At 65.8% G+C, this 26,622-nt stretch carries 28 protein-coding genes; all 28 read left to right on the forward strand.

Annotation, left to right across the window (positions count from 1 at the left end; genetic code table 11):
* The first annotated feature begins 1 nt into the window (after position 1).
* The 28 genes from ACXAJV_RS08050 to ACXAJV_RS08185 all read left to right on the forward strand — a co-directional run bounded on the left by ACXAJV_RS08050 (position 2) and on the right by ACXAJV_RS08185 (position 26,610).
* Complete coding sequence (locus ACXAJV_RS08050; RefSeq protein WP_475084013.1) at positions 2 to 574, forward strand: head-tail connector protein; 573 nt, start codon at positions 2 to 4, stop codon at positions 572 to 574.
* Complete coding sequence (locus ACXAJV_RS08055; RefSeq protein WP_475084015.1) at positions 571 to 978, forward strand: DUF3168 domain-containing protein; 408 nt, start codon at positions 571 to 573, stop codon at positions 976 to 978. The genes ACXAJV_RS08050 and ACXAJV_RS08055 overlap by 4 nt, the downstream gene beginning before the upstream one ends.
* 197 nt (positions 979 to 1,175) lie before the next feature.
* Positions 1,176 to 1,592: a phage major tail protein, TP901-1 family gene (locus ACXAJV_RS08060; RefSeq protein ID WP_475084016.1), complete on the forward strand. Its 417-nt coding sequence runs from the start codon at positions 1,176 to 1,178 to the stop codon at positions 1,590 to 1,592.
* The gene (locus ACXAJV_RS08065) at positions 1,592 to 1,858 is read left to right on the forward strand and encodes a GTA-gp10 family protein (RefSeq protein WP_475084018.1); all 267 of its coding nucleotides are present in this window, start codon (positions 1,592 to 1,594) and stop codon (positions 1,856 to 1,858) included. Before ACXAJV_RS08060 ends, ACXAJV_RS08065 begins: the two co-directional genes overlap by 1 nt.
* Before the next feature lie 8 nt (positions 1,859 to 1,866).
* Positions 1,867 to 2,037 (forward strand): phage tail assembly chaperone, encoded by a 171-nt coding sequence (locus tag ACXAJV_RS08070; RefSeq protein ID WP_475084019.1) that lies wholly within the window; start codon positions 1,867 to 1,869, stop codon positions 2,035 to 2,037.
* Positions 2,034 to 2,543 (forward strand): phage tail tape measure C-terminal domain-containing protein, encoded by a 510-nt coding sequence (locus ACXAJV_RS08075; RefSeq protein ID WP_475084021.1) that lies wholly within the window; start codon positions 2,034 to 2,036, stop codon positions 2,541 to 2,543. Before ACXAJV_RS08070 ends, ACXAJV_RS08075 begins: the two co-directional genes overlap by 4 nt.
* A complete protein-coding gene (locus ACXAJV_RS08080; protein WP_475084024.1) occupies positions 2,540 to 3,160 on the forward strand; it encodes a phage distal tail protein, Rcc01695 family in 621 nt (206 codons plus the stop codon). Before ACXAJV_RS08075 ends, ACXAJV_RS08080 begins: the two co-directional genes overlap by 4 nt.
* A 170-nt stretch (positions 3,161 to 3,330) precedes the next feature.
* Complete coding sequence (locus ACXAJV_RS08085; RefSeq protein ID WP_475084026.1) at positions 3,331 to 3,996, forward strand: DUF2163 domain-containing protein; 666 nt, start codon at positions 3,331 to 3,333, stop codon at positions 3,994 to 3,996.
* Entirely contained in the window at positions 3,993 to 4,466 is a 474-nt protein-coding gene (locus ACXAJV_RS08090) for an NlpC/P60 family protein (protein WP_475084027.1), read from the forward strand. Before ACXAJV_RS08085 ends, ACXAJV_RS08090 begins: the two co-directional genes overlap by 4 nt.
* Before the next feature lie 239 nt (positions 4,467 to 4,705).
* Positions 4,706 to 5,194, forward strand: coding sequence for a hypothetical protein (locus ACXAJV_RS08095; RefSeq protein ID WP_475084029.1), 489 nt, complete (start codon positions 4,706 to 4,708; stop codon positions 5,192 to 5,194).
* Positions 5,195 to 5,605: 411 nt separating this feature from the next.
* Entirely contained in the window at positions 5,606 to 6,025 is a 420-nt protein-coding gene (locus tag ACXAJV_RS08100) for a hypothetical protein (protein ID WP_475084031.1), read from the forward strand.
* Positions 6,026 to 6,488: 463 nt separating this feature from the next.
* Positions 6,489 to 10,211 carry a baseplate multidomain protein megatron gene (locus ACXAJV_RS08105; protein ID WP_475084034.1) on the forward strand — a complete coding sequence of 1,241 codons (3,723 nt, stop codon included), beginning with the start codon at positions 6,489 to 6,491 and terminating at the stop codon, positions 10,209 to 10,211.
* A gap of 75 nt (positions 10,212 to 10,286) precedes the next feature.
* On the forward strand, positions 10,287 to 11,180 hold the full coding sequence (locus ACXAJV_RS08110) for a J domain-containing protein (protein ID WP_348515764.1): 894 nt from the start codon (positions 10,287 to 10,289) through the stop codon (positions 11,178 to 11,180).
* A gap of 64 nt (positions 11,181 to 11,244) precedes the next feature.
* Positions 11,245 to 11,595: a PepSY domain-containing protein gene (locus tag ACXAJV_RS08115; protein ID WP_475084037.1), complete on the forward strand. Its 351-nt coding sequence runs from the start codon at positions 11,245 to 11,247 to the stop codon at positions 11,593 to 11,595.
* 9 nt (positions 11,596 to 11,604) lie between these two features.
* On the forward strand, positions 11,605 to 12,282 hold the full coding sequence (locus tag ACXAJV_RS08120; RefSeq protein WP_475084039.1) for a response regulator transcription factor: 678 nt from the start codon (positions 11,605 to 11,607) through the stop codon (positions 12,280 to 12,282).
* Positions 12,279 to 13,664, forward strand: coding sequence for a sensor histidine kinase (locus ACXAJV_RS08125; RefSeq protein WP_475084042.1), 1,386 nt, complete (start codon positions 12,279 to 12,281; stop codon positions 13,662 to 13,664). The genes ACXAJV_RS08120 and ACXAJV_RS08125 overlap by 4 nt, the downstream gene beginning before the upstream one ends.
* A 115-nt stretch (positions 13,665 to 13,779) precedes the next feature.
* The gene (locus tag ACXAJV_RS08130; protein WP_475084044.1) at positions 13,780 to 15,084 is read left to right on the forward strand and encodes a hypothetical protein; all 1,305 of its coding nucleotides are present in this window, start codon (positions 13,780 to 13,782) and stop codon (positions 15,082 to 15,084) included.
* Positions 15,085 to 15,142: 58 nt separating this feature from the next.
* Positions 15,143 to 15,826, forward strand: coding sequence for a DUF938 domain-containing protein (locus ACXAJV_RS08135; RefSeq protein WP_475084046.1), 684 nt, complete (start codon positions 15,143 to 15,145; stop codon positions 15,824 to 15,826).
* Positions 15,826 to 16,299 carry a cytochrome c maturation protein CcmE gene (gene ccmE, locus ACXAJV_RS08140; protein ID WP_475084049.1) on the forward strand — a complete coding sequence of 158 codons (474 nt, stop codon included), beginning with the start codon at positions 15,826 to 15,828 and terminating at the stop codon, positions 16,297 to 16,299. Before ACXAJV_RS08135 ends, ccmE begins: the two co-directional genes overlap by 1 nt.
* A 71-nt stretch (positions 16,300 to 16,370) precedes the next feature.
* Positions 16,371 to 17,594 (forward strand): bifunctional alpha/beta hydrolase/OsmC family protein, encoded by a 1,224-nt coding sequence (locus tag ACXAJV_RS08145; RefSeq protein ID WP_475084051.1) that lies wholly within the window; start codon positions 16,371 to 16,373, stop codon positions 17,592 to 17,594.
* A gap of 166 nt (positions 17,595 to 17,760) precedes the next feature.
* On the forward strand, positions 17,761 to 19,275 hold the full coding sequence (locus ACXAJV_RS08150; protein WP_475084053.1) for a Do family serine endopeptidase: 1,515 nt from the start codon (positions 17,761 to 17,763) through the stop codon (positions 19,273 to 19,275).
* 11 nt (positions 19,276 to 19,286) lie between these two features.
* A complete protein-coding gene (locus ACXAJV_RS08155) occupies positions 19,287 to 19,958 on the forward strand; it encodes a response regulator transcription factor (RefSeq protein WP_475084056.1) in 672 nt (223 codons plus the stop codon).
* 6 nt (positions 19,959 to 19,964) lie between these two features.
* On the forward strand, positions 19,965 to 21,395 hold the full coding sequence (locus ACXAJV_RS08160; protein WP_475084058.1) for a sensor histidine kinase: 1,431 nt from the start codon (positions 19,965 to 19,967) through the stop codon (positions 21,393 to 21,395).
* 56 nt (positions 21,396 to 21,451) lie between these two features.
* Positions 21,452 to 24,325, forward strand: coding sequence for a bifunctional [glutamine synthetase] adenylyltransferase/[glutamine synthetase]-adenylyl-L-tyrosine phosphorylase (locus ACXAJV_RS08165; RefSeq protein WP_475084060.1), 2,874 nt, complete (start codon positions 21,452 to 21,454; stop codon positions 24,323 to 24,325).
* A gap of 77 nt (positions 24,326 to 24,402) precedes the next feature.
* Positions 24,403 to 24,957, forward strand: a complete 555-nt coding sequence (locus ACXAJV_RS08170) for an EF-hand domain-containing protein (RefSeq protein ID WP_475084063.1) — start codon at positions 24,403 to 24,405, stop codon at positions 24,955 to 24,957.
* Positions 24,942 to 25,640 (forward strand): RNA polymerase sigma factor, encoded by a 699-nt coding sequence (locus tag ACXAJV_RS08175; protein WP_475084429.1) that lies wholly within the window; start codon positions 24,942 to 24,944, stop codon positions 25,638 to 25,640. The genes ACXAJV_RS08170 and ACXAJV_RS08175 overlap by 16 nt, the downstream gene beginning before the upstream one ends.
* Positions 25,637 to 26,047: a hypothetical protein gene (locus tag ACXAJV_RS08180; RefSeq protein WP_475084066.1), complete on the forward strand. Its 411-nt coding sequence runs from the start codon at positions 25,637 to 25,639 to the stop codon at positions 26,045 to 26,047. Before ACXAJV_RS08175 ends, ACXAJV_RS08180 begins: the two co-directional genes overlap by 4 nt.
* Positions 26,044 to 26,610, forward strand: a complete 567-nt coding sequence (locus tag ACXAJV_RS08185) for a periplasmic heavy metal sensor (protein WP_475084068.1) — start codon at positions 26,044 to 26,046, stop codon at positions 26,608 to 26,610. Before ACXAJV_RS08180 ends, ACXAJV_RS08185 begins: the two co-directional genes overlap by 4 nt.
* Positions 26,611 to 26,622 lie beyond the last annotated feature (12 nt).

A 26,622-nucleotide genomic window follows, 5' to 3' on the forward strand; every position in this document is an offset into this window, starting at 1 on the left:
AATGTCCCTCACACTTCACACTCCGCCGGCCGCGGAGCCTGTCACGCTGGCTGAGGCGAAGCTGCGGCTGCGCATCGGCAATGATGTGCATGACGATGCAATCAACCAATGGATAGCGGCGGCCCGTGAGCGCGTCGAGCGGGAAACGGGGCGGGCGCTTCTTGCCCAGACCTGGGTCGAGCGGCGCGATCGCTGGGACGGCGGCGGGCGGCTGGCGGCGTTCGGCACGCAGTTTCGATTGCCCAAACCGCCCCTGATCGCTCTGGAGGCGGTCACCACATATGACACGGACGGCACGCCGTCGGATCACGATCCGGCGGCGTTTTTCGTGGACACGATGGCCGATCCCGGGCGCATCGCGCTGAAGCCGGACACGGTCTGGCCCGAGCCGGGCCGGGCGGCAGGCGGGATCGAGATCCGCTTCCGTGCCGGTTATGGCGATCAGCCTGCCGATGTGCCTGCGCCGTTGCGTGAGGCGATCCTGCAGCTGGTGAGAGCCATGGCCGAGGGGGGCGAAGCGCTGCCGCCGGTGGCGGAGAGCCTCTTGGCGCCCTATCGGCGGGTGACGCTGTGAGCGGGCCGGAAGCGGGCCTGCGCGCGGTGATCGATGCGGCCCTCAAGGCCGATCCGGCGATCCGGGCGGTATTGGGCGATCCGGTGCGGCTGACCGCCCGGCGCGACCGGCGCACGCCCTATCCCAATGCCAGCTGGGGGCGGATCGAGACGGTGGAGACCGGCGCCGACGGCGTGTCGCTGCTGGAATGCCGGCTGAGCCTGGATATCTGGTGCCGCGATGCCGATCCCGCCGGGCTTCTCGGCCCGCTGCGCACCGCGCTGGCCGGGCTCGATATCGACCTGCCGGAACCCTGGACACTCCTCTCGCTCCTGCCCGCCTACAGCGATGTCTTCGCCACACGCGACACCGATATCCGCCGCGGCCTGATCCGGTTGAAAGCGGTGATGGGGCGGGTGGGATGAGACACCTTCGCTCGCCCCCCCCCCTTGATGGGGGAGGGGGACCACGGCGTAGCCGTGGTGGAGGGGGTGGGGGCGAGGCGTTTGAAAGGGCGAACGCCGGGATTCACCCCTTCCGACCCGGCGCTGCGCGCCGGCCCACCTTCCGCGTCAAGGGGAAGGATGTTTGCACTCCAAAATTCAAGACAAGGAAATCCATCATGACCCTCCAATCCGGGCGCGATGTCCTGTTGCGGATCGGCGATGGCGGTGAGCCGCCGGCCTTTGCCGCGGCGGCCGGGCTGCGCATGAAGACGATCTCGCTGAATGCGCGGACGGTGGATGTCACCCATGCCGACAGTGCCGATGGCTGGCGCGAATTGCTGGCCGGGGCGGGGGTGAAATCCTGTTCGGTCTCCGGCGCGGGCGTCTTCATCGATGCGGCTGCCGATGCCCAGGTGCGCCAGGCGTTCTTCGATCAGGCGGCGCGCGACTGGCAATTGGTGATCCCGGGCTTCGGCACGATTACCGGCCCCTTCCTGGTGGCGAGCCTGGACTATTCCGGCCGTCATGATGGCGAGGCGGCCTGGGCGATGACGCTGGCTTCGGCCGGGGCGCTGACCTTCGAGGCACTCTGATGGCCAATCCCGTGCGCGGCGAGGTGGAACTGGTGGCCGGCGGCGAGACGCATGTCCTGTGTCTGACACTGGGTGCGCTCGCCGAGATCGAGACGATCTGCGCCGATGGTGCACCGATGACGGCGACCCGCCTTCTCGCCGTGCTGGAGGCGCTGATGCGTGGCGGTGGTTCGAGCCTCACGGCCCGCGAGATCCGCGCCCTGCCGCTGGACATGGAGACCGCCGCCGGTGCCGTCGCGGCCTGTTTCGAACGGGCGGGCGCGTGACCGGCGCCATGGACTGGCCGGCTGCCCTGCGCCTGGCCGTGCGGCTGGGCCTGACCCCGCACGCCTTCTGGCAATTGAGCCTTTGCGAGTGGCGCGCCCTGACCGGCGGCAGCGCTCCCGCGCTCGACCGCGCGGCGCTCGATGCCCTTCTTCAACGCTATCCGGACCCATCCTCATGACCGATTATTCCGACCGGGCCGGCGAGGCCCTGCAGACGCTGGCCGACGGTCCCGCCCGCCAGGCGGCCGATGCCATCTCCGCCGCTTTCGAGCGCACCGGCGAGACCATCGAACAGGCGCTGGGCCGGGCGGCGCGCTCGGGCGAGACCAGTTTTTCCCGCATGACCGATGCCATCCTGCGCGATCTGGCGCGGCTCGCCGCCGAACAGCTGATCGAGAAACCGCTGGAAGGCGCCATCAATCGCGCCCTGTCCGGTCTCGACCTGTTCGGCGCGCGCGCCGGGGGCGGACCGGTGACACCCGGTGGCGCCTATCTGGTGGGCGAGCGGGGACCGGAGCTGTTCACGCCCGCCAGTGCTGGTGAGATCGGTCCGGCCGGCGCGCCGAATGTCACCGTCAATCTCGTCCTGCCGCCGGGCGGTGACGCCCGCGCCGTCGAAGGCTCGCAGACCCGCATTGCGCGGGCACTGGCCCGGGCTGTTGCCCGCGGGAGCCGCTGGTCATGAGCGCGTTTCACGAGATCCGCTTTCCCTTCGCCATCGGGCTGGGCGCGTCGGGTGGTCCGGAGCGGCGCACCGAGATCGTCACCCTGGTCTCCGGCCGCGAGGAGCGCAATTCGCCCTGGGCGAATTCCCGCCGCCGCTGGGATGCCGGGCCGGGTATCGCCTCGCTGGACGATATCCACACCCTCTTGGCCTTCTTCGAGGCGCGGCGGGGCCGGTTGCACGGTTTCCGCTTCCGCGATCCGCTGGACAACCGCTCCTGTGCGCCCTCGGTCCAGCCATCCCCGGCGGACCAGATTCTGGGAACGGGCGATGGCGAACGGACGGGCTTCCAGCTGGTCAAGCATTATGCCAGCGGTGCGCAGAGCTGGACCCGCATCATCGCCAAACCGGTCGAGGGATCGGTGCGCGCTGCCATCGACGGTGCGGAAACGCCCGTCACCACCGATCACACGACCGGCCTCGTCACCTTCGACACCCCGCCCGCACCGGGCGCCGTGATCACCGCCGGCTTCGCCTTCGACTGCCCGGTCCGCTTCGACACCGACCGCCTCGACATCGCCCTCGACACAGTCGGGGCCGGGGCCGTGCCGCATGTGCCGCTGGTGGAGCTGATTTAGGGCGTCATCGCCGGCGGCTGTGTTTTCCCCCTCTCCCCAACCCTCTCCCGGGGGAGAGGGAGTCCCATCCGTGTCCGGCATCAAAAATCCCTTCTCCCCGGGGAGAAGGTGCCCCGAAGGGGCGGATGAGGGGGGAGGCACCGCCGCGGACCATTCCGAAAGGACATCCCATGCTCACGCTTTCCCCTGCGCTCGAGGCCGCTCTGGCTTCGGGGGTGACGACGCTGTGCTGGTGCTGGCGGGTGACGCGCCGGGACGGGGCGGTGTTCGGCTTTACCGATCACGATCGCGACCTGGCCGTGGACGGGTTGATTTTCATGGCCGGGTCCGGTTTTGGCGGGGCGGACCGCGAGTGTGCGGCCGGGTTTGCGCCGGGGCAGACAGGCCTGGCCGGTGCGCTGGATGCGGAGACGGTGACGCAGGCTGACCTGGAAGCCGGGCTGTGGTCCGGGGCGCAGGTGAAGATCCTGCGGGTGGACTGGTCGGCGCCGGAGAGTTTCGTGCGTACCGCTCAGGGTGAGCTGGGCGAGATCCGCTGCCGCGACGGCCGGTTCGAGGCGGACCTGCTGGGTCCGGCTCACCGGCTGGAGACAATGACGGGCCGGGTGTTTGCCCGCCGCTGCGATGCGGAACTGGGCGATGTGCGCTGCGGTGTCGATGCGGGGCATGGCGGTTTCGCGCTGGGCTGTGACAAGCGCTTTGCCACCTGCCGCGACCGGTTTGCCAATACGCTGAACTTCCGCGGTTTTCCCTACATGGTCGGCAATGACATGCTGCAGGCTTCGCCAGCCAGCGAACCGGTCCGCGATGGCGGATCGCGGGGGCTCGTGTCATGAGCCGGGCGCAGGTGCTCAAGGAGGCGCGGACCTGGCTGGGCACGCCCTATTGCCATCAGGCCAGCCGCCGCGGGGCGGGGTGCGATTGTCTGGGCCTGATCCGCGGCATCTGGCGGGCGCTGTATGGCGCCGAGCCGGAAAGCGTGCCAGCCTATACGCCGGACTGGGCCGAGGTGGCGGGCGCGGAAACGCTGCGCGATGCGGCGATGCGGCATCTCGTGGAGATCGACCGCGCCGCCGCGCGGCCCGGCGATGTTCTCCTCTTCCGGCCCGACCTGGCCGGCCCCGCCAAGCATTGCGCCATCCTCTCCGCCCGCGAGCGGATCATCCATGCCTATTGGGGGCGGGCGGTCGCCGAGACCGCGCTGTCGCCCTGGTGGCAGCGGCGCTGCGTGGCGGCCTTCGCCTTTCCCGAATGCGAAGCTGAGGGGCCCGCACGGTCGCTGGCAGGGGCATATGACCGGTGGTAGGCCAACGGCAGAGTTTTGGAGCAGGATGAATGTGCAATAGCTCCAGCAGTTTCTATACCAAATAAAAGAGGGCGACTTAGGCCAAACTCGGCTGCTAGATCGAGGCCAGACTTGTTTCTTTTCGACGCTGTTATGCTGCGCTAGGTTGTATTGGTGGCGCCTGCGAAACGATCTGAGTCGATCATTTAACAGTTGCTCCGAGTGAAACCGACCTTTAACGACCCATGGTGTTGCATTATATGTCAACCATCAGTGACGCTCTGCGAGATCAGGTTCTTGAAGAATATGCGCTACCAGATTGGGAAAGCAGGCATCCGGTCCGTCCGCTCTACGCCGCGCCTTCGCTGTTCGAGTGGTACAACGACGAGCGGCGTCTTCATGATCGGAAGTTGCGCATTGGTGGTCGTTATCGTGGCGAACACCTCGAACAGTTTTTCAACGACATGCGTTGTGACGACCCGCTTAGAGGATCCGACCTCAGGCGGCTTCAGCCGACACGTACCCGAGTGTGGAAACTACATCCTCAAGGGCTGCGGATCTATGGCTGGTTCTGCCAGGTTGGCGTTTTTGTAGCTGTCGAGGGCGCGATCGTCGAAGACACAAAAGGGGGCACAAAATTGAATGAAACCAAGAGAAAGGCCGTTGAGGCCTTTGCTGAAAACCATAAATTGATAGACACCATGATGAAAGGAGACCTTCGTGCGGTCATTCACGGACAAAACGGATAACCGGCGCGCAGTCTACCTAAACCTAGTTAGCTCGATCGAATCTCAATTGCGTGAAGCATATGAGCGTTTGAGCGAAGAGCATCAAGCCACGAGGGCGGATCTCGCGCGGAAGCTCAATGTACATCGGTCGGTTATAACTCGGCGACTGACGGGCGGCCAGAATATGACGATAGAGACTGTTGCGGACATGGTCTGGGCGCTCGGTCAATGCATCTCTGTCGACATATTCGAACCGCATGAACGGCGAACCAATGCGATTTTAGTGATCCCCGATCATAGAGAAACGAAGGGCTCCCCGGCGGTGGTTCATCTTAAGGATACACCAAGAGAGGAAACCCGGACCGCTTCATCGGCTCCCGTTTCGCGTGTCAAGCTTAACACTCACGAATTTCAAAAAAGGGAAAATGAGCTGTGTCGATAGAGGCTCGGTATGCGCTTGTTTGCGATAGCATTCGCCAAGAGGACAATGGCAAGCTGCTATTCGTTGGTGTCTATACCGGCGATATATTGGTGGCGCGTTACCCTACCAACTTGTCGCTCCAAGTCTGGCTTGATCTGGTGGCTGAGGTCGGAACAGAACCCGAAGATTTTTCTATCCGAATTCGTCAAGGGCCCGACGACGATCTAATTCTAGGTGAGCTAGGGGCTATACTAGAGAAAGTCTCCGACGACCTACCTATTGGTCCAACTCAGATCGCGTTGCCATCAATCGCCATGAAAGTGGAGCGAGACAGCGAATTTATCGTCGAGCTGCGAACTCGCGAGGCGGAGTGGAAAACAGTCCTTCGAAAACCCATTCATCTCCGCTCGGATGTTTTCGGCCAAGAGTAGCTGATTGTATGTTAAAGATGCAGTCTATTTTTGCAATTGTTTAGTTTATTGCGTGTTGGTATTTCATTAGATATATTTTCTTTTTCGAGATTTCTAATCTATGGTTAGTGTCTTTTTTGTTGACGTTTAGAGTTTTTCGGATTTTTTCATAAAGGGCGCTTAATTCAAGGGTGATGTGGATGGCGGTGCCCACTCAATATTACAGCCGAATCTACCTTGCCGCGTCTGAGAAGAGATTTATCAGGGTTTTTTGAGACTGCATGGAGCTTCCTCTCCGTCTGTTCTTCTCCGAACTCTTCTGGATTGAGGCCAAGGTTGGCAGGGGCCCGGAATAGTACGGGATCAGGCAAGGGCTCGCCCCGCTTGCGGGGGAGCTGTCCGCGTCAGCGGACTGAGAGGGCGGCGCAAAGCGGCGCAGAGCGCGGCAGCACGCAATCTCGCAAAAGCACAGGACACAAAACCCATGGCGCAACTTGTTGTGACGGCCGGGCAGGCCGCGCTGAACGGGGTGCAGGCGCTGGCGCCAGCGCTCGCTTCGACGGCGGCGAATGCGGCGGTGGGCGCGCTGTTCGCCCCGCATCGCGAAGGGCCGCGGCTGAGCGAGCTGCCGGTGCAGACCTCGACCGACGGTGCGCCGATGGCGCGGATCTGGGGGCGGGGACGGATCGCCGGTCAGGTGATCTGGGCGTCGCGCTTTTCAGAGCACCGTAGCGAGAGCGGTGGCGGCAAGGGCGGTCCGTCGCGCACCGACTACAGCTATTCCATCTCCTTTGCCGTCGGCCTGTGTGAGGGCGAGATTTCCGGCATTGGCCGGATCTGGGCCAATGGCGCCCTGCTGGACCGGTCGCGCTATCCGGTCCGTGTGCACACCGGGGCAGAGGACCAGGCACCCGATGCGCTGATCCAGACCATTGAGGGCGCGGGGGCGCCGGCTTTCCGGGGCACCGCCTATGCGGTGATGGAGGACTGGCCGCTCGACGCGTTCGGCAATCGCATCCCCAATCTTTCTTTCGAGGTGTTCCGTCCCGTGCGTGGTGCCGGGCTGGAGCGGCAGGTGCGGGCAGTGAATCTCATCCCCGGATCGGGCGAGTTCGCCTATGCGGTCGAGCCGGTGATGCGCGAATTGGGCCCGGGCCATGAGGCCGCCGAGAACGCCCATAATGGCCGCGGCCTGACCGACATCGTCGCCGCGCTGGACGATCTGGAGCGGGACCTGCCGGCCTGCCGGTCTGTGCAGCTGGTCGTCGCCTGGTTTGGCACCAGCCTGGACTGCGGTGTCTGCGAGATCCGTCCGGGTGTGGAGACGCGCGACAAGGTCACGCGGCCGCTGGACTGGTCGGTCGCCGGGACCGGACGGGCTGGCGCGCACCTGATCTCGCAGGCCGATGGCCGTCCGGTTTATGGCGGCACGCCGGACGATGCCTCCGTCATTGCCGCCATCCGGCATCTCAAAGAGCGCGGCTATGCCGTCACCCTTTATCCCTTCATTCTGATGGACATGCCCGGCTATCCCTGGCGCGGCCGGATATCCGGGCCCGATGGCAGTGCTGATGCTGCCGACGACGTCGCCGCTTTCTTCGGCACGGCGGCGGCGGGGGATCATGCGGTCTCGGGGGAGGTGGTGAGCTATGCCGGGCCGGCCGAGTGGCGTTTCCGGCGCTTCATCCTGCATTGCGCCGCTCTGGCCAAGGCGGCCGGCGGGGTGGACGGCTTCCTGATCGGGTCGGAAATGGTCGGGCTCACCACGCTGCGCGACGCCGCCGACACCTATCCCGCCGTCGATGCGCTGTGCGATCTGGCGGGCGAGGCGCGCAGCCTGCTGGGCGATGGTGTGCGCCTGTCCTATGCGGCCGACTGGACCGAGTATCACGGTCACCAGCCCGGTGGCGGCGCAAAGGTTTTCCATCTGGATCCGTTGTGGAGCGACCCGGCCATCGATGCCGTGGCGATCGACTGGTATGTGCCGCTGAGCGACTGGACCGGTAGCGGGGAGGAGGCGGATGCCGCTGTCGCGACCGGTCCGCACGATCCGGCCTATCTCGCCGCGGGCGTGGCCGGCGGGGAGGGGTATGACTGGTATTATGCCGCGGACACGGATCGCGAAAACCAGATTCGCACGCCGATCGCCGATGGCGCCCATGGCGAGGACTGGATCTGGCGCGTCAAGGATCTGCATGGCTGGTGGTCGAATGCGCATCATGACCGGCCCGGCGGCGTGCGGGCGGCGGCCGCGACCGGCTGGGTGCCGCGCTCCAAACCAATCTGGCTGACGGAGGTGGGGTGTCCGGCCGTCGATCTCGGTGCCAACCGGCCCAATGTCTTTCTCGATCCCAAGAGCGATGAAAGCGCGTTGCCCTGGCACTCCACCGGCACGCGCGACGATCTGATGCAGCGCCGCTATCTGGAAGCGTTGCTGTCGCACTGGGAGGCGGGGGCAAACAATCCTGTCTCGCCCGTCTATGGCGGGCCGATGGTCGATCCGGACCTGATCCATGTGTGGACCTGGGATGCCCGGCCGTGGCCGGATTTCCCGACGCGCACCGATATCTGGTCGGACGGTCCCAACTGGCAGCGCGGGCACTGGCTGAACGGGCGCGCCGGCCAGGTGCCGGTAGCGGGCATCGTCACCGAGCTGGCGGAAAGTGCCGGCATGCCGGCGCCCGACGTGTCGGCGCTGGACGATCTGGTCTCCGGCTATACGCTCGACCGGCCGATGAGCGTGCGGGCGGCGCTGGAGCCGCTCGCCGGTCTTCTGGGCTTTGGCGTGTTCGAGCGCGCGGACGGGGTGCATTTCGTGTCGGCCGGGCGCTCCGCTCCGGTCTTCGCGCTGGCCGAGCCTGTGGCCGGACCGGACGGTCACCGGCAATGGACCGCGCTTCCACCGGCCGAGCTGCCGCGCGATGTGGCGCTGGGCTTTTTCGACGACACGGCTGCCTACCGGCCGGGCCGGGTCTCGGTGCGCGAGGCTTTCGGCACGGTGACGACCCTGTCGCAGCAGGTCTGCGTTGTTGCCGATCCCGGACTGGCGCGCAGCTGGTGCAGCGCGGTGCTGGCCGATCTCGCGCATCAGGCACCGGTGACCGGTTTCAGCCTGCCGCCCTCGGCGCTGGCTGTTGAAGCGGGCGATACGGTTCGGCTCGACGCGCAGGCCTTGCAGGTGCTTTCGCTCGATGGCGGCGATGTTCGCCAGACCCGGGCCTGCGCGCCCTCCCTGCGCCGGGCGGCGGTGAGCGGTGCGGCGAGCGGTGTCGATACACCCGGTCCGCTGCTGCCCTCGCGGCCGCTGGTCGCGGTGCTGGATATCCCGCTCGCCGCCGGTGCCGAGACGCGGGCCGGGCCTTTGCTGGCGGCCCATGCCGAACCCTGGCCGGGGCGGATCGTCTATCATGCCGGCGGTGCCGCGCGGGCAGAAAGCCGCCAGCCGGCGCGGATCGGTGTGCTTACCGACGATTTGCCGGGCGGGCCGCCTGCGCGCTGGGACCGGGCGAACGTGGCGGGGATTGAACTCTATTCGGGCGCGCTCGCCGCGCTGCCGCGCGACACCGTGCTGTCCGGCGGCAACCGGGTCGCCATCGCAGGGGCGGGCGGGGCATGGGAAATTCTCGCTTTTGCCGATGCCGAACTCGTCGCACCGCAGACCTGGCAAGTGCGCAACTTGTTGCGCGGTCTCGACGGAAGCCGGTGCCGGGATCATGCGGCGGGCAGTCAGGTGGTCGTGCTGGCCGGCGTGAGCGATGTCCTGCCTGTCGCGATACATGAAACCGGTGCGCCGCTGTCCGTCACCGCCGTGCCTGACGGGCTGCCGGTACATCACAGCCAGGCCCGAACTGTGGAGTTCGTGCCGCAGCAGCGGCATCTGCGGCCCCTGGCGCCGGTGCATCTGCGCGCGCGCCGAACGGATGATGCACTCGAGCTGACCTGGATCCGGCAGACGCGTATCGGCGGGGACAGCTGGGCGGCTGGCGATGTGCCGCTGGGGGAGACATTCGAACGCTACCGCATCACGCTGTCGGCAGATGGCGAAACCGCGCTGGACCTGGACGCCGGCGCGCCCCTCCTGTCAGTGCCGCTGACAGCCATTGATGACGCTTTCGGCGGGCGTCCCGACGCCCTCACCGTCGAACTGGCACAGGTGTCGGACCGATATGGCCCCGGCGAGACGGTGTCGCTGAGCCTCGACCTGTGAGGTGGCTTTGCGAACCGGGGCAAACCCGCTTACATGAAAGGCGTGTAGACCCCGACCGGTGTGGTAACAGGAAGCATGGACGATCCCTACAAGACGCTGGGCGTCTCCAAGACCGCTTCGGCCGAGGAGATTCGCAAGGCCTACCGCAAGCTCGCCAAGGAGCTGCACCCCGATGCCAATCCGGGCAACAAGGACGCCGAAGAGCGTTTCAAGAAGGTCTCGCAGGCCTTCAAACTCCTGTCCGATGCGGAAAAGCGCGCCGAATACGATGCGGCAGCGCGAGCCGGATTCGGGGCCGGTATGGGCGGGGCGGCCGGTGCCGGCGGGCGGCGTCCGTTCAATTTCCGCCAGTCGCGCAACCAGGGCGCCGATTTCAGCGATATCTTTTCCGACCTGTTCACCGATTTCGGCACACAGACGCGTCAGCCTCCACCGCGCAAGGGGGCCGATGTGCGCTATTCGCTGACGGTGGATTTCATGCAGGCCGCCCAGGGCGGCAAGCATCGCGTCGTGCTGCCCGATGGTCGCAAGCTGGAAGTCGCCGTGCCGGCCGGCGCGGCAGACGGCCAGGTGCTGCGTCTGCGCGGGCAGGGCGAGGCGTCGGCGGCGGGCGGTCCGGCGGGTGATGCGTATATCGAGGTGAAGGTCTCCGAGCACAAATACTTCTCCCGCGAGGGCGATGATGTGCGGCTGGAACTGCCGATCTCCGTCAAGGAAGCCGCTCTGGGCGCCAAAGTGCGTGTGCCGACGATCGACGGGCCTGTCGATCTGCAGGTGCCTGCGGGCTCGTCGTCCGGCACGCTGCTGCGGCTGCGCGGCCGCGGATTTGCAACAGCCAAGGGCAAGCGCGGCGATCAGCTGGTGCGGTTGATGGTGGCCTTGCCGGCGAGTGACAAGGCACTCCGGGACTTCCTGGAAACCTGGACACCGCCCTCCGGCTATGATCCGCGCAAGGGCATGCGGTCGTGACTTGAACGATTTGGTAGTATCCTGTTCAGCGCGGGTTCAGGGGATGTCTGCGAGAGTAAGGGCCATGATGAGACATCTGCTGATAACTGTCGGCGCTTTCGCAAGCGTTCTGGTGCCTCTGGCCACGGTGTCCGATGCCGATGCATCGGTCGCGCTGGTGCAGAATCAGGGTCAGGATCCGCGGGGCCGCTATACGCCTAACGAGGCGCGCGACGAGCGTCAGCAGGGCAATATCGTGCCGGCCCTGCGCGTGATCGGTGCCGTGCGTCAACGTTATCCCGGTGCCGACGTGGTCGATGTAGAGCTCGAGGGCGGGGCGGCGCCGCGTTACGTCATCAAGATCCTGACGAGCGGTGGCGAACGAGTGGATGTCGTGGCCGATGCCCGCACCGGGCAAATTCTCTACGAACGCTAGGGGGAAGAGATGCGTGCGCTTGTCGTTGAAGACGATCCGGACCTGAATCGCCAGCTTGGGCGTGCCCTTGAGGATGCCGGCTATGCCGTGGATGTCGCGCTGGATGGCGAGGATGGCCATTTCCTGGGCGATACCGAACCCTATGATGTTGTCGTGCTGGATCTGGGCCTGCCCAAGATGGACGGTGTGACGGTGCTGGAGCGCTGGCGCCAGGGCGGCAAGGGCTTTCCCGTGCTGATTCTGACGGCACGTGACCGCTGGTCGGAAAAGGTCGCCGGCTTCGACGCGGGCGCGGACGATTATCTCACCAAGCCTTTCCATACCGAGGAATTGCTGGCCCGCCTGCGCGCGCTGACCCGCCGGGCCGCCGGTCACACCACCTCGACCATCGAATGCGGCGACCTGTCGATCGACACGCGTGGTGCGCGGGTCTTTATCGACGGCGCGCCGGTGAAGGTAACGTCGCACGAATTCCGCATGCTGTCCTACCTGGCCCATCATCAGGACCGGGTGATCTCTCGCACCGAGCTGGTCGAGCACATCTACGACCAGGATTTCGACCGCGACAGCAATACGATCGAGGTCTTTGTCGGCCGTTTGCGCAAGAAGATCGGCAATGACCGGATCGAGACGGTGCGCGGGCTGGGCTATCGCCTGGTTGACCCGGAGGCCCGGCCGGTTTCGTGACGGAGCGGCCGTCATCCCTGGCATTCAGACTGTTCGCCGGCGCAGCGGCCTGGGCCCTTGTCCTGCTGCTGCTCGGTGCCATCGCATTGACGACGCTCTATCAGCGCTCCGTGCTGCGCACGCTGGATGACCGGTTGACCAGTGTCGTCGGCGCGCTGGTGGCAGCTGTAGAGACCGATCCCGCTGATGATGTGCTGTTGGCGCGCCGGCCGTCTGATCCGGCTTACGGGCGGGTTTTTTCCGGCCGCTACTGGCAGATCTTCGATGATGACGGCAGCGCGGATGGAGGCGAGGTGCTGGCCGTATCCCGTTCGCTCTGGGACGAGGTCCTGCTTCCTGGCGATGCTTTGCTCAACCGCTTGCGGGCAGAGCCTGGATCGGTTGTCAGCATCGACGCGAAGGGGCCGAGCGGAGAGCCTCTGCGCGTTACCGGCCAGGCGGTTCAGCTGTCGGGCCGTCCGGGGTTGGTCGTTTTCATGGCGGCCGAGGACCGGCGGCCGGCGGACCGCGATGTCCGGACATTCGCAATTACCTCCGGCCTGATGTTCCTGGGCTTTGCGACGGCAATCGCCGCCGGTGTCTTCTTCCAGGTGCGGATCGGTCTGGCACCGGTGCTGCGCATGCGGGACCGGGTCGCCGAGGTGCGCGAAGGCCAGGCGGAACGGGTCGACGGGACCTTCCCGGCCGAGCTCCAGCCCCTGGCCGACGAGCTCAATGCCATGCTCGATCACTCGCGTGAGCTTGTCGAACGCTCGCGAACCCATGTCGGCAATCTGGCGCATGCACTCAAGACGCCCATCGCCGTGCTGACCAATGAGGCGCGCTCCTCGCAGGGGGCGCTGGCCGATCTGGTGGAACGGCAGACCGGGATCATGGCAGAGCAGGTCGAGCACCATTTGCGCCGGGCCCGGGCTGCCGCCCATGCGAAGGCGGTCGGTGCGCGCACCGATGTCGCCCCGACGGTCGACGATCTCGTGCGCACGCTGGGCAAGATCAATGCAGCCCGCGCCCTGACGATCACTGCAGATGTTCCTGAGGAGCTTCGCTTTCGCGGCGAGCGGCAGGATCTCGAGGAAATGGTCGGGAACCTCATGGACAATGCCTGCAAGTGGGCGCGCGGAACCGTGCGGGTCAGCGCTGAACGCACGGATGAGCGCAATCTGGCAATCCTGATCGAGGATGACGGGCCCGGGCTGGACGAGGGTGAGGCACAGGCCGCCCTGCAGCGGGGTGTCCGGCTGGATGAACAGGCGCCGGGATCGGGGTTGGGGCTGGCAATCGTGTCGGATCTCGCCCACGCCTATGGCGGAGAGCTGACCCTGTCGCGTTCAGGACTCGGCGGTCTCTCCGTCCGTATCGACTTGCCCGCAACCAGTCGATAAACTGTCTTTAACCTTGTATGTTCAAAAATATGCGACGGGTAAGGCGGATTTAATTTGGCCTATGGTGAATTTGTCGCCAAGCAAACGGGCGCAGCTCGAAGAATTGTGGCGCAGGATGCCTGCGAACACGCGGGCTGCCCTGTGCTCGGCGGTTGAGGCCGGCAAGGATTCCGATCCGCAATCGGCCGCACTCCATGATATCCTGACCAGTCTGGAAGACAGTGTCGGCAAGCCCGCCGGCGAGCTGGCGAAACCTTTCATTCTGGCACCGCTGCGCCCGATGGTTGGCAAGTCCGGCGACACGCCGCCCTCGCGATTCCGCTTTACTCCGGATGATCTGTCCAAGATCTGGGGCTGGCTGGCGCGGGAGCTCGCCATGGATATGGTCGAGCGCGCCAGGAAATGCCGCAAGCCGGAGAAGGATCCGGTCTGGTTCGAATTCCGCCGCGAGGCCGGTCAGGCCCTGAAAGCCGCTATCCTGGCTGCCGACCGTGTCCCCAAGGACATGACAGCGCTGACCAAGCGCTTCGGTCCGGATGCAAAGGGCATGCTGGCCGACGCGGCAACGCTGCTGAGCTGTTCGCAGGAAATCGCCGAGGCGATGATCGATATTCCCGATCGGATCGAGGAACTTGACGAAGAGCTCGTCTACACGCTCACGGACAATTACGAACGCCTGTCGGCAGAAAACGCGGAAGCGGCCCTGTGGACGCTGCTGCTGACGATCGGGCGGCTGGACTACCCCTGGCAGATCTTCCGTGCCGTCGCAAAGATCGGCAATCGCGAGGATGATCTTGTGGTTTCCAAGACCGACATGGCTGCCGTCGGCGACGCCGTGCTGGCCGATACGGGCTATTTCGCCGCGAAGCTGAAACAGCCGCCCCAGACCCTGGAAGAGGCCAAGGCGGCCTTCGACCTGTTCGACCGTTTCGTGGCTTACTCCATCGGGATGACCAAGGAGTTCGGCATTCGCAAGGCCGGACGCTGGGGGCAGGTCCTGTTCAGCCTGCGGGCCGAGGCGTCTTCGAACGTCGAGAAAACCCTCAACAAGGTGCCGCTATCGCTCGATACCGGCTTGCCGGAACCACGCCGCGGGCGCAGCGGGCGGACCATCCCCGCGCAATTGCCGCCGGAACAGGCGATCGACCGGGCCGAGGGCCTGCTTTACTTCCTGTCCAACTGCCGGACCCATGCGACGGCCGCGGCCATTGCCAGCACCCAGAAGCGTGTCGCCGATGCAGCCGAGAAGCGTCTCCAGGATGCCGGAGCCATGCTGGTGGACCTGATCGCCAACAGCGAGGGGCAGAACAGGACCGCCGCCCAGGATGGCCTGGAAATCACCGCACGCCTGCTCGATGCCGCCGGCCGTGAAGACCTCGCCGATATCCTGCGCCGGCGCGCCCTTGCCGCCGCGGCATAGCGTCCCGTCCGCCATTCCCGGCTTGCACGGCACGCCCGGCCGGACTACCTCGACGGATATGAAGACGCCGTCCTCTTCCCTCTCCTCATCTCCACCCACGTCTCAGGCGATCGCGCTCGAGACTCGGGGCAGAGATGCCGATCGCCTGACGTCGCCCAGCGCGGCGCGCAATCGTGCGCCCATTGCAGAAATGCTGGCGGGCATTCTTCCGGAAAACGCACAGGTTCTGGAGATCGGTTCGGGCACCGGCGAACACGCCGTCGCTGCCTGTCAGCACCGCCCGGATATCCGCTGGCAGCCCAGCGATCCCGACGAAACGTCGCGCCGCAGCCAGGCCGCCTGGGCACGCGAGGCGGACGGGCGGATCAGCGCGCCGCTGACGCTGGACCTGCGCGATCCGGACTGGTTCGCGGCCGCCGGGAATGCCGATGCGCTCGTCTGCATCAATGTGATTCACATCTCGCCCTGGATCGTGACCGAACACCTCGCAGCCGGCGCCGCCGCGCTGCTGGCGGCCGGTGCCCCGGTCTATCTCTATGGCCCCTATCAGGAAGGCGGGGCCACGGCGCCGTCGAATCTCGATTTCGACCGGTCGCTGAAGAGCCGCAACCCGGAATGGGGTGTGCGGGCGCTGTCTGAGGTTGTCGCGGTTTTCGACCGGGCCGGTTTCGATCTGGAAAGCCGGACCGAGATGCCGGCCAATAATCTCTCCCTGGTTTTCCGCAAGCGCGAGGCTTCGTGATGCGTCACCGTAACCGCCGTCTGGCCACGATTGCTGCGGCCGGGATCGTGCTGATAGCCGCTGTCGGCCTGGGGCTCACCGCGATGCGCAGTGCCATCGTCTACTTTTATTCGCCCAGTGAGGTGATGGCCGAGCATCCCGCCTTCGATGAACGCGTGCGTGTCGGCGGATTGGTCGAGACCGGAAGTGTCGACGAGGAGAGCGACGGCACGATCCGCTTCGTCGTGACCGATGGTGCCGCAAATGTGACCGTGCGTTATGCCGGCATCCTGCCCGACCTGTTCCGCGAGGGGCAGGGCGTGATCGTACAGGGCCGGTTTGTCGAGCATGGGCTTCTGTCTGCCGAGACAGTGCTGGCCAAGCACGATGAAACCTACATGCCGCCCGAAGTGGCCGAAGCGTTGCGCGAGGCGGGCGTGTGGCAGGGGGAAGGCGAGGGTGAAACGGCTGCGGGCGGGCCCGGGACTGACTGACCGGCCCGAACCGGTGCTTGCGATCCGGCGCACAGGCTCTACCTGTTGAGGACGTGAACCGGAGGCGCAGCATGGCCCATACACAGAGTGTGAGTTTCGAAGGATCCGGCGGCGACCGGCTGGACGCGCGTCTGGAAATGCCGAGCGGACCGCCGCGGGCCTATGCGCTGTTCGCGCACTGTTTCACCTGTTCGAAGGATTATTTCGCAGCCAGCCGGATTTCCCGCCAGCTGGCGGATCGCGGTTTCGCGGTTCTGCGCTTCGATTTTACCGGCCTGGGTGAGTCGGAAGGCGAATTCTCCGAGACCAGCTTTTCCTCGAACGTCGCCGATATCGAAAAGGCTGCCGAATTTCTGAAGCGCGAATACGATGCGCCAGCCCTGCTGGTCGGACACAGCCTGGGCGGGGCGGCGGCGATTGTCGCGGCCGGACGGATCGCGTCGGTTAAGGCCGTCGCCACGCTCGCCGCGCCGGCCGATGCCAGCCATGTCGTCAAGTCGATGGGCGTTGATACGGATGCCATCGAGCGCGACGGTCAGGCCGAGGCGACACTGGGCGGGCGGACCTTCACCGTCACGCGCCAGTTTCTTGACGATATCGCCGACCAGAATGTCGAAGCTGCGGCCCGGTCGCTCGAACGGCCGCTGTTGATCGCGCACTCGCCGGTCGATGATGTGGTCGGGATCGACAACGCTTCGCGCCTCTTTCTGGAAGCCCGCCACCCCAAGAGCTTCGTCAGCCTGGACCATGCCGGTCACCTGATCGGGGATCGCCGGGATGCCGCCTATATCGCCGATGTGATCGCCGCCTGGGCCGCACGCTATGTCGCCGACGACCGGGATGACCGGGTGCCGGAACCGGCCGGCGAGGGCGGCGTCGTGGTCTCCGAGACCGGACAGGGGCGTTATGAAAACCATGTCGTGATCGGCGATCATGTGATGCTGGCCGATGAGCCCGAACATGTGGGCGGTCATGATTCCGGCCCGTCGCCCTACCAGTACCTTCAGGCTGCGCTGGGCGCATGCACCTCGATGACGATGCGCATGTATGCCGAGCGCAAGGACTGGCCGCTCGAGCGGGTGACGGTGACGTTGCACCACGCGAAGGGCCATGCCGAGGATGGCGAGGCGACTGTCGATGGCGAGGCCCGCAAGGTCGACATCATCGAACGCTCGATCCGGATCGAGGGCGATCTGGACGAGGAGCAGCGCGCCCGGTTGATGGAAATTGCCGACAAATGCCCGGTTCACCGCACCCTGAACGACCCGGTCGTGATCCGCACCCGCCCGGTGTGATTGACACGAAACCGCCTGCAGGCGCTGGGCGTTGGGTGAAACATGTCCGGTATCTTACCGGAAGTAATGTTATTGTAATGTTCGAGAAACGCGCCGGATAACCGGAACGCGTGAAGTTCGTGCTCGTACACAGCACACATTCGCAACGAGGAAGGTTGTTCTGTCCATGATTTCTGTTGATCGCATGCGCCGCCTTGGCGGTGTCTCGCTTCTGGCCCTGTCCACCGTGGCGGCTGCCTCTCTGGCGCTCCCGTTCGGCGCTCCCGCCATGGCCCAGGAAACGGAAATCCGTCCGCCTTTTGCTGCCGCAGTGCCCAATGGCGCGCCGATGTCCTTCGCCGACCTGATCGAAACGGTCAGCCCGGCCGTGGTGACGATTCGCGCCAGCACGCCGCCGTCTGAGCCGACCTCCGATCTCTCACCGGATCTGGAGCGTCTGCCGCCGCAATTCCGTGAGTTCTTCGAGCGGTTTGGCGATAACGGGCCTGCGCTTCCGCGCAATGGCCGGGAATCGCTGGGCTCGGGCTTCTTCATCGATGCCGACGGTCATATCGTGACCAATAATCACGTCGTTGCCGGCGCCGAGGAGATCACGGTCGGCTTGAGCGATGGCAGCGAATACCAGGCACGTATCGTCGGGCTCGACGAGCAGACCGACCTGGCGCTTTTGAAGGTCGACGCCGATGTCGACTTTCCCTTCGTGACGCTCGAGGAAAACGCGAACTACCGGGTCGGTGACTGGGTTGTCGCTGTCGGCAATCCTTTCGGCCTCGGCGGCACGGCAACGGCCGGTATCATCTCCGCCATCGGCCGCCCGATCGGCAATGCGACCTATAACGACTTCATCCAGGTCGATGCCCCGATCAATCGCGGTAATTCCGGCGGCCCGACCTTCGATCTCGCTGGCAATGTGATCGGCGTGAACTCGCAGATCTTCTCGCCGACCGGCGGCAATGTGGGTATCGGCTTCGCCATCCCCTCCGATGTCGCCGCCCGGATCGTCGAGCAGCTCAAGAGCGATGGACGCGTTGCGCGCGGCTGGCTGGGTGTTTCGATCCAGAATGTCACCGACGATATCGCCGGTGCCATGGGGCTGGAGGAAGCGCGTGGCGCGATCGTCAGCTCCATCACGGCGGGCGGTCCGGCTGCTGACGCCGGGTTCGAGCGCGAAGACGTCATCCTGGAAGTGAATGGCGAGCCCGTCGAAGGCTCACGCGACCTCACCCGCCGGGTCGGGTCCTTCGCCGCCGACGAAGAGGTTCGCTTCCTTGTCATGCGCGATGGACGGGAGCGGACGCTGCGCGTGCGCCTCGGTGAACGTCCCAGCGAAACCGATCTCAATGCGATGCAGAATGTCGGTCAGCCCGAAGCAGAGGCATCCTATTTCGGCATGACCCTCGTCCCGATGACGGACGAGGACCGCGAGCGTGCCGGGCTTTCGGCCAGCGATAACGGTCTTGTGGTTACCGCGCTCGCGCGTGACGCCGAACCGGCCCGCAAGGGCATGATGACCGGCGACATCATTCTGGAAGCCGGCGGGTCGCCGGTTGCGTCGCCTGACGAATTCCGGGCTGCCGTGACCCGCGCCCGCGAAGATGGCCGTACGGCCGTTCTGCTCCTGGTCGAGACGCGTGGCGGTCAACGCTATGTCGCCCTCGAGCTGGACGAAGAAGACGAATAGGAGAGACCCGGGTGCGCATCCTGATAGTCGAAGACGATCGCGAAGCCGCGAGCTATATCCGCAAGGGCCTGCGTGAGAGCGGCCATGTGGCCGACCACGCCGGCGACGGCGATGAGGGTCTGGAAATGGCCCGCGCCGCGGACTACGACGTGCTCGTCGTCGACCGCATGATGCCGCGCATGGACGGGCTGTCCATGGTTGAAACCCTGCGCGGGGAGGAGGATCGCACACCGGTCCTCATCCTCTCCGCCCTCGGCGAGGTCGATGACCGCGTCGAAGGCCTCAAGGCCGGCGGCGATGACTATCTGGTCAAGCCCTACGCCTTCGCCGAACTTCTGGCCCGGGTCGAGGCACTCGCCCGGCGCCGGGACCCGGAGACCGTCCGCACCAAGCTGGTGGTGGGCGATCTGGAAATGGATCTCCTTGCCCGCACGGTTGTCCGGGACGGCGAGGAAATCCTGCTTCAGCCGCGTGAATTCCGCTTGCTGGAATTCCTCATGAAGCATTCCGGCCAGGTGGTGACACGCACCATGCTGCTGGAAAAAGTCTGGGACTACCATTTCGACCCCCAGACGAATGTGATCGACGTGCACATTTCACGACTGCGCTCGAAGATCGACAAACCCTTCCCGCGGGCGCTTCTGCACACCGTGCGAGGGGCCGGCTACCGCCTCCAGGCCTGATCGGGCGTGACCCAGCGCAGAGCCGCCTTTCTCAGGACGACAGCGTTCCGGCAGACCCTCCTGTCGGCAGCGCTGTTCGCCCTGTCCAGCTTCGTCATTCTGGGTTTCGTCTATGCGGCTTCGGCGGGGATGGTTGTGCGCCGTGCCGACGCTGTCGTGAACGAAGAGGTCGAGGTCCTCGATGGTCGCTTCCAGTCCGGTGGCATCGATAATATCCGCCTTTACATTCTCCAACGCACAGTCGGCGGTGGCGATTACCTTTACCTGCTCATCCATCCGTCAGGGCGAACCCTGGGCAATCTGAGTTTTCTGCCCGAAGTCCCGCCGGACGAGGAGGGCCGTGTCCAGTTCACCTACCGGCGGCCTCCTGCAGGCGGTGTGGACGACGACAACGAAAAGGAAGACCGGATTGTCCGCGGCCAGATCGTGGAACTTCCGTCCGGCTATCGCCTGTTCGTCGGTCTGGATGTGGACGACGAGACGCGTCTGATCTCGCGCATGCTCAACACCATCCTGGCGGCTTCGGCGCTGGCGCTGGCGCTGGGCGTGGCGGCGGGGATTTTTGTCAGCCGGCGGTTCGTGCGGCGTCTCGACAAGATCAACAATGTCGCCCGCCGGGTACGAGCCGGGGATTTGCAGCCGCGGGCACCGCGCAACTATACCGGCGACGAACTGGACGAGCTGTCCGAGAACTTCAACAACATGCTCGACCGGGTCGAGGCGTTGATGCATCGCATGCGCCACACCGGCGACAGTATCGCCCACGATTTGCGCACGCCGCTGACGCGTATGCGCAACCGGCTCGACGAAGCGCTGCGCGACGACGGCGATCTCGATGCGCGCGAACAGGCGCTCGAGCGGGCCGTGGCGGATACCGACGAGCTGCTGGGCATCTTCAATGCGATCCTGTCGCTGTCGCGCCTGGAAGCCGGTGAGAGCCGGGCCTCGATCGTGCGGCTGGATCCGGCCGAGATCGCCACAGACATGGCCGAGCTGTACGAGCCGGTTTGCGAGGATGACGGCCTGTCCTTCGCCAGCGAGATCCAGCCCGGCCTCGCAATGCTGGGCGATCGCGGTCTTCTGTCTCAGGCGCTTGCCAATATTCTCGACAACGCCGTGAAATACACGCCGGCTGGCGGTGCCGTGACCCTGCGGTTGCGCGAGACGGGCGAGGGCATGATCGAGTTTTCCGTGACCGATACGGGTCCGGGCATTCCCGATGTCGATCGCGAACGCGTGGTGCAGCGCTTTGTGCGTCTGGATAATTCGCGCTCCCAGCCGGGTTCCGGCCTGGGTCTGTCGCTGGTGCAGGCGATTGCCGATGTTCACAATGGCCGTTTCGAGCTGAATGAAGGCCCGGGTGTTGTGGCGGGCGGTCACGGTCCGGGGTTAAGGGCTTCGCTCTGCTTTCCCAAGGCGCCGCCGGGGACGCGCTAACTCACAGCGCCAAGCGGGACTTCACCTTCAGGGCGGATCGCGCCAGTTTGCCTGTGATGACGCACACGACTCCTATTCTCGACGCACAGCGCAAGCCTCTGCCAGGCTGCAAGCGCGGACGGTGTGCCCATGTCTTCGATGGACTTCCCGAAGACGTCCGCTCACGCGTCGCGCCAGCCCGGGCCTTTCTGGATACGGTTTTTGACGCCGCGCCCTATCTGGCACGCCTCGCGCAGCGGCGTCCGGCGACACTGGCCGCTTGCGCGGTCGAGCCGCCGGACAGCCTGATCGATCACGCGATCGACAACGCCCGCATCGCCGGTGAAGCCGCGCCGGATGCTGACGCGCTCGACCGGGCGCTGCGTCAGGCCAAGTCCGATGCCCATCTGGTGATCGGCCTGGCAGACCTGGCGGGCATCTGGTCCGTCGAGCAGGTCACCGCGGCAATGACCCGATTTGCCGATGCGGCCGTCGCGGGCGCGCTTGCGGGGCATGTCCGGCTGCTGGCCGGACAGGGACGGGCCTTTCCGCCGGAAGCCGCCGACAACCCGCTGCCCGGTCTTTTTGTACTGGCGCTGGGCAAGATGGGCACGGGCGATCTGAACTACTCCTCCGATATCGACCTGGTCGTGCTCTACGACGCTGACGCCCTGGTGCTGCCGGAGGACCAGGAGCCGCGCAAGCGCCTGCCCCGCCTCGTGCAGGCTGTGACGCGTACGCTGCAGGAGATCACGGCAGACGGCTATGTCTTCCGCGTCGACCTGCGACTGCGGCCGGACCCGGGTGCCACGCCGGTGGTGATCTCGACCGAAGCGGCGCTGAATTATTACGAGAGCTTCGGCCAGACCTGGGAGCGGGCGGCCTGGATCAAGGCGCGCGCCTGTGCCGGCGATTTCGCGGCGGCGGAGGCCTTCTTGCGCTTCATGCAGCCCTTCATCTGGCGCCGTTCGCTGGACTTTGCCGCCGTCGACGATATCCGCGGCCTTGCGCGTCAGATCCAGACTGTCGGCCGCCGGGCCGAGGTGCGGCCCGCGGGACATGATCTCAAGCTCGGGCGGGGCGGGATCCGCGAGATCGAGTTCTACGCCCAGATCCCGCAGCTCGTATTCGGCGGACGAAACGAGGCGCTGCGCATGTCCGCAACACTGGATGCGCTGCGGGCGCTGTGCGAGGCGGATGTGGTCGAGGCCGGCGTGGTCGATGCCCTGACCGCCGACTATCGCCGGCTCCGGGCGTGGGAACATCGCGTGCAGATGCGCCAGGACGAGGCCAGCCAGACCCTGCCCGAAAGCGACGCGGATCGTGCCGCCATCGCTGCCATGGCCGGGTATGACGACCTGACGGCCTTTGACGGTGCAGTGGAGGCCTGCCTGCGGCGGGTACACGGGCATTTTTCCGACCAGTTCGAGGATGACGAACCGCTGGCATCGGAAGCCGGATCGCTGATCCTGACCGGTGTCGAGCCGACACCGGACACGCTGGTCACGCTCGAGCGGCTGGGCTTCGCCGAGCCCGAGGCGGTCTGGAAGCGTCTCAATGGCTGGGCCGCCGGACGCGTGCGCGCCGTCCGCACGGCGCGGGCCCGATCGCTCTTTGCCCGCATCGCACCGCAACTCGTCGACCGCATGGCCGCAACCGGGGAGCCGGACGCGGCGCTGGTGCGGTTTGCGGGCTTCTTTGAAAACCTGCCCATGGGTGTGCAGCCGCTTTCCCTCCTGTCCAACGAGCCCGGACTGGCGGCCGATCTCGTATCGATCATCACGCTGGCGCCACGCATGGCGACCGACCTGGCCCGCCGGCCCAACCTGCTCGATGCCATGCTCGACCGGCGTTTCACCGCCCCGCTGGCAGATGAGGGGCCCGATGCGTTCGGCACGCTGCTGTCGGAGGCGCTGTCGCGGGCCAGCGGCTACGAAGACGCTCTCAATATTGCGCGCCGGCTGGTCCGTGAGGAACGCTTCCGGATCGGCGCCCAGGTCCTTCGCGGCAAAGTCAGTGCCGAGCAGGCCGGTGCCGCCTTCTCGTCGATGGCGGAAATTTCCCTGGCCGCGATGGCGCAGGCGGCGCAGGCGGAAACCGAGCGCCGTTTCGGCGCGATGCCGGGCACATTCGTGGTGCTGGGCATGGGCAAGCTGGGCGGCTGCGAACTCGCCTCGGACAGCGATCTGGACATCATGATCGTCTATGAAGGCGAGGGTGATGCCCAGTCCTGGTTCGGCCGCTTTGCCCAGCGAGTGATCTCGGCGCTTTCGGCGCCGACCGAAGAGGGCGAGCTGTTCGAGGTCGACATGCAATTGCGGCCGTCGGGCAAGGCCGGGCCCGTTGCGGTCAGTATTGCGCGTTTCGAGACCTATTATCCCGGCGAAGCCTGGACCTGGGAGATGATGGCGCTGACCCGGGCGCGGGTCGTCACGGGTGATGCGGCCCTGTCCGGGCGGGTGAGCAAGGCAATACGCGACGCGCTGACCCAGCCGCGCGACAGCCGGGGGGTGCGCGAGGATGCGCTGGCCATGCGCAAACGCCTGGAGGAGGCCAGGCCGGCGCGCGGGCCCTGGGATCTCAAGACGCGGGCCGGCGGCATCCAGGACATCGAATTTATCGCCCAGACCCTGCAGCTGGTGCATGCATCGAAAAAGGACGTGCTGCGGCCGTCGACCCGCGCTGCGCTGGCGGTCCTGGCGGATTGCGGTGCACTGCCGGGCGAGGATGCGGAATTTCTCACCGCGTCGCTGGATCTCTATCTCGGACTGCTGCAGCTGATGAGAAGTGCACACGGCTCCGGCTTCGATCCGTCGGCGGCGAGTGCCGGTTTTGCCGAGCGCCTTGCCGGACTCGCCGGTGTGGGCAGTCTGCCAGAGCTCGAGACGGCGCTCGAGAGCCGGGCCGGACGGGTGCGCAAATTCTTCCGCCACCATGTCGGAAAAATCTGACGACAGGTCCGCGACGGAATTTCCTGCCGCCGGCGTTGAAAGGTCAGCGAGGTGATCAAGGACAAGGAAATTCAGTCATGAAACACACCAAAATGATCGTTCTGCTCGCCGGTTCGACCCTGATGCTGGCCGGTGCTGCGGCCGAGGCTGCCGGCCCCGGCGGAATGCGTGGACAAGGCGGTGGCCGCGATGGCGGTCATGGCAATGCCATGATGGTGCTGCGCGCAGCCGACGCCAATGGCGACAATTCCATCACTCGGGCCGAAGTGGAAAGCCTGCAGGCGGAGATGTTCGCCTGGATGGATCGCAATTCCGACGGCTATCTCGACGAGGCCGACCAGTCGCCCGTCCACGCCCGCATGCGTGCCATCCGGGCTGAGGAACGTGCCGAGCGGGCCGGAGACGGCGAAGGCCGCCGCTGGGGCCGCCGGGGCGGTGGTTCCGAAGGCGGACCGCGCCATATGCGCGCCGATGCTGACGAGGATGGCCGGATCTCCCGCGCCGAATTCCTGGAACGCGAGAACCGTCTGTTCAACCGTCTCGACGCTGACGAAGACGGTGTCGTGACGCCGGCAGAGCTGGACGCCTCGGTCGAGCGCCGTCAGGATCGCCGCTTCTGGTGGCGCGACTAAGCGCCATCGCGATGTTTGACGGGCGCGGCATGGACGACGACACGGTGGCTGGAGAAAGCCAGGCTTCAAGCCGTGTCCGTGATCCGGCCGGCGAACCGGACGATGCGGACCTGATCGTCCGCGTCGGCCGGGGAGACCGGTCGGCCGCCCGCCTGCTCATGTCGCGCAACCTGCCGCGTATTCTCGGTCTCGCTCGTCGCATGCTGAATGACGAGATGGAGGCCGAGGATATCGCGCAGGAGACCTTCATACGGGTCTGGAAAGCTGCGCCGCGCTGGCGGCCCGGCTCGGCCCGGGTTTCGACCTGGATGTGCCGGATTGCGATCAATCTCTGTTATGACCGGCTGCGCCGGCGGCGCGAAGTGCTGACGGATACGCCGCCCGAGCAGGTCGATGAGACGCCGGATGCGGAGACGGCGATGACCCGGGCGCAAAGCGGCGACCGGATTGCCGCAGCGATGGCGCAACTGCCGGACCGGCAGCGTCAGGCGCTCGAACTCGTCCACTTCCAGGACATGAGTAATATCGACGCGGCGGACATCATGTCGGTCTCTGTCGAGGCGATGGAATCCCTGCTGGCCCGCGGCCGGCGCAAACTGAAGGCCATTCTGACCGGGGATGCCCCGGATCTGATGGCCAGCTATACAGGGCAGAGAGATGCCCGCTACGGTGCAACGCAATGACCGAAGAACGCTTTATCCAGATCGTGGAGGCCTACGGGGCCAATCCGGCCCGCTGGCCCGAGGATGAACGAGCCGCCGCCATGGCCTTTGCGGACGCACACCCGGATGCCGCCGACGCCGCCTTGCAGGCCGAGGCCCTGCTGGATGACTGGCTTGGCGGGCCCGACGCTCAACCCTCCGAATTGCTGGAACGCCGGATCCTCAACCGCTTTCCGGCGGCGGCGCCGGCTATGCGCTGGCAGATGCCGGCTGCCGCTGCGGCGGCCCTGTTGGTGGGGGCCTTTATCGGCTTTGCCAGCGGCGCCCTGACGGTCACCGAGCCCGTGACCCCGACACTGTATGCCGCGGCCGATGCCTATGCCGGTCTGGATGAAGACTGGATCACCTGGCTGGGAGAAGACGTTTGAAACCGTCCACACCCTGGATCGCCGCCCTTCTGGTCTCTGTTCTCGCTAATGGCGTGCTCGCCGGCTTCCTTCTGCACCGCACGACGGAAGGCCCGGACTGGCGGCAGGCGGAAGGCGAAGACCGCGGACGCGGTGAGCGCCGGCATCACGATTCCCGCCGCGCAGGCTTTGACATGCGCGACTTGCTGTTCGCCCTGCCTGACGAGGCTCGCGAGGAGGCGCGTCAGCGCACGCGCGACAATATCGACGAGATCCGGGCCCTGTTCGCCCAGAGCCGCCAGGCCAAGGAAGATTTCGAGGCGGCGGTGCGCGCGGAAACCTTCGATCGTGATGCTGCCGCTGATGCACTCGAGCGTCTGCGCAATTCCCGCGAAGCGCTGGAGCTGGGGCTTCAGGGTGTCATGCTTGATCTCATGACCGAGCTTGATGCAGAGACCCGGTCCGGCATGCTCGAGGTAACCCGGGAGCGGGACGGTCGAAGGCACAGGCGCCGTCGTGATAACCGGGGTGACGGTCCGCAAGGGGATGGCCCGCCGCCGCCCGACGGCCCGCGTCCGGATTAGGCAGCCAGCCCG

It is taken from the genome of Maricaulis sp. ABE4_448 (assembly GCF_056160825.1).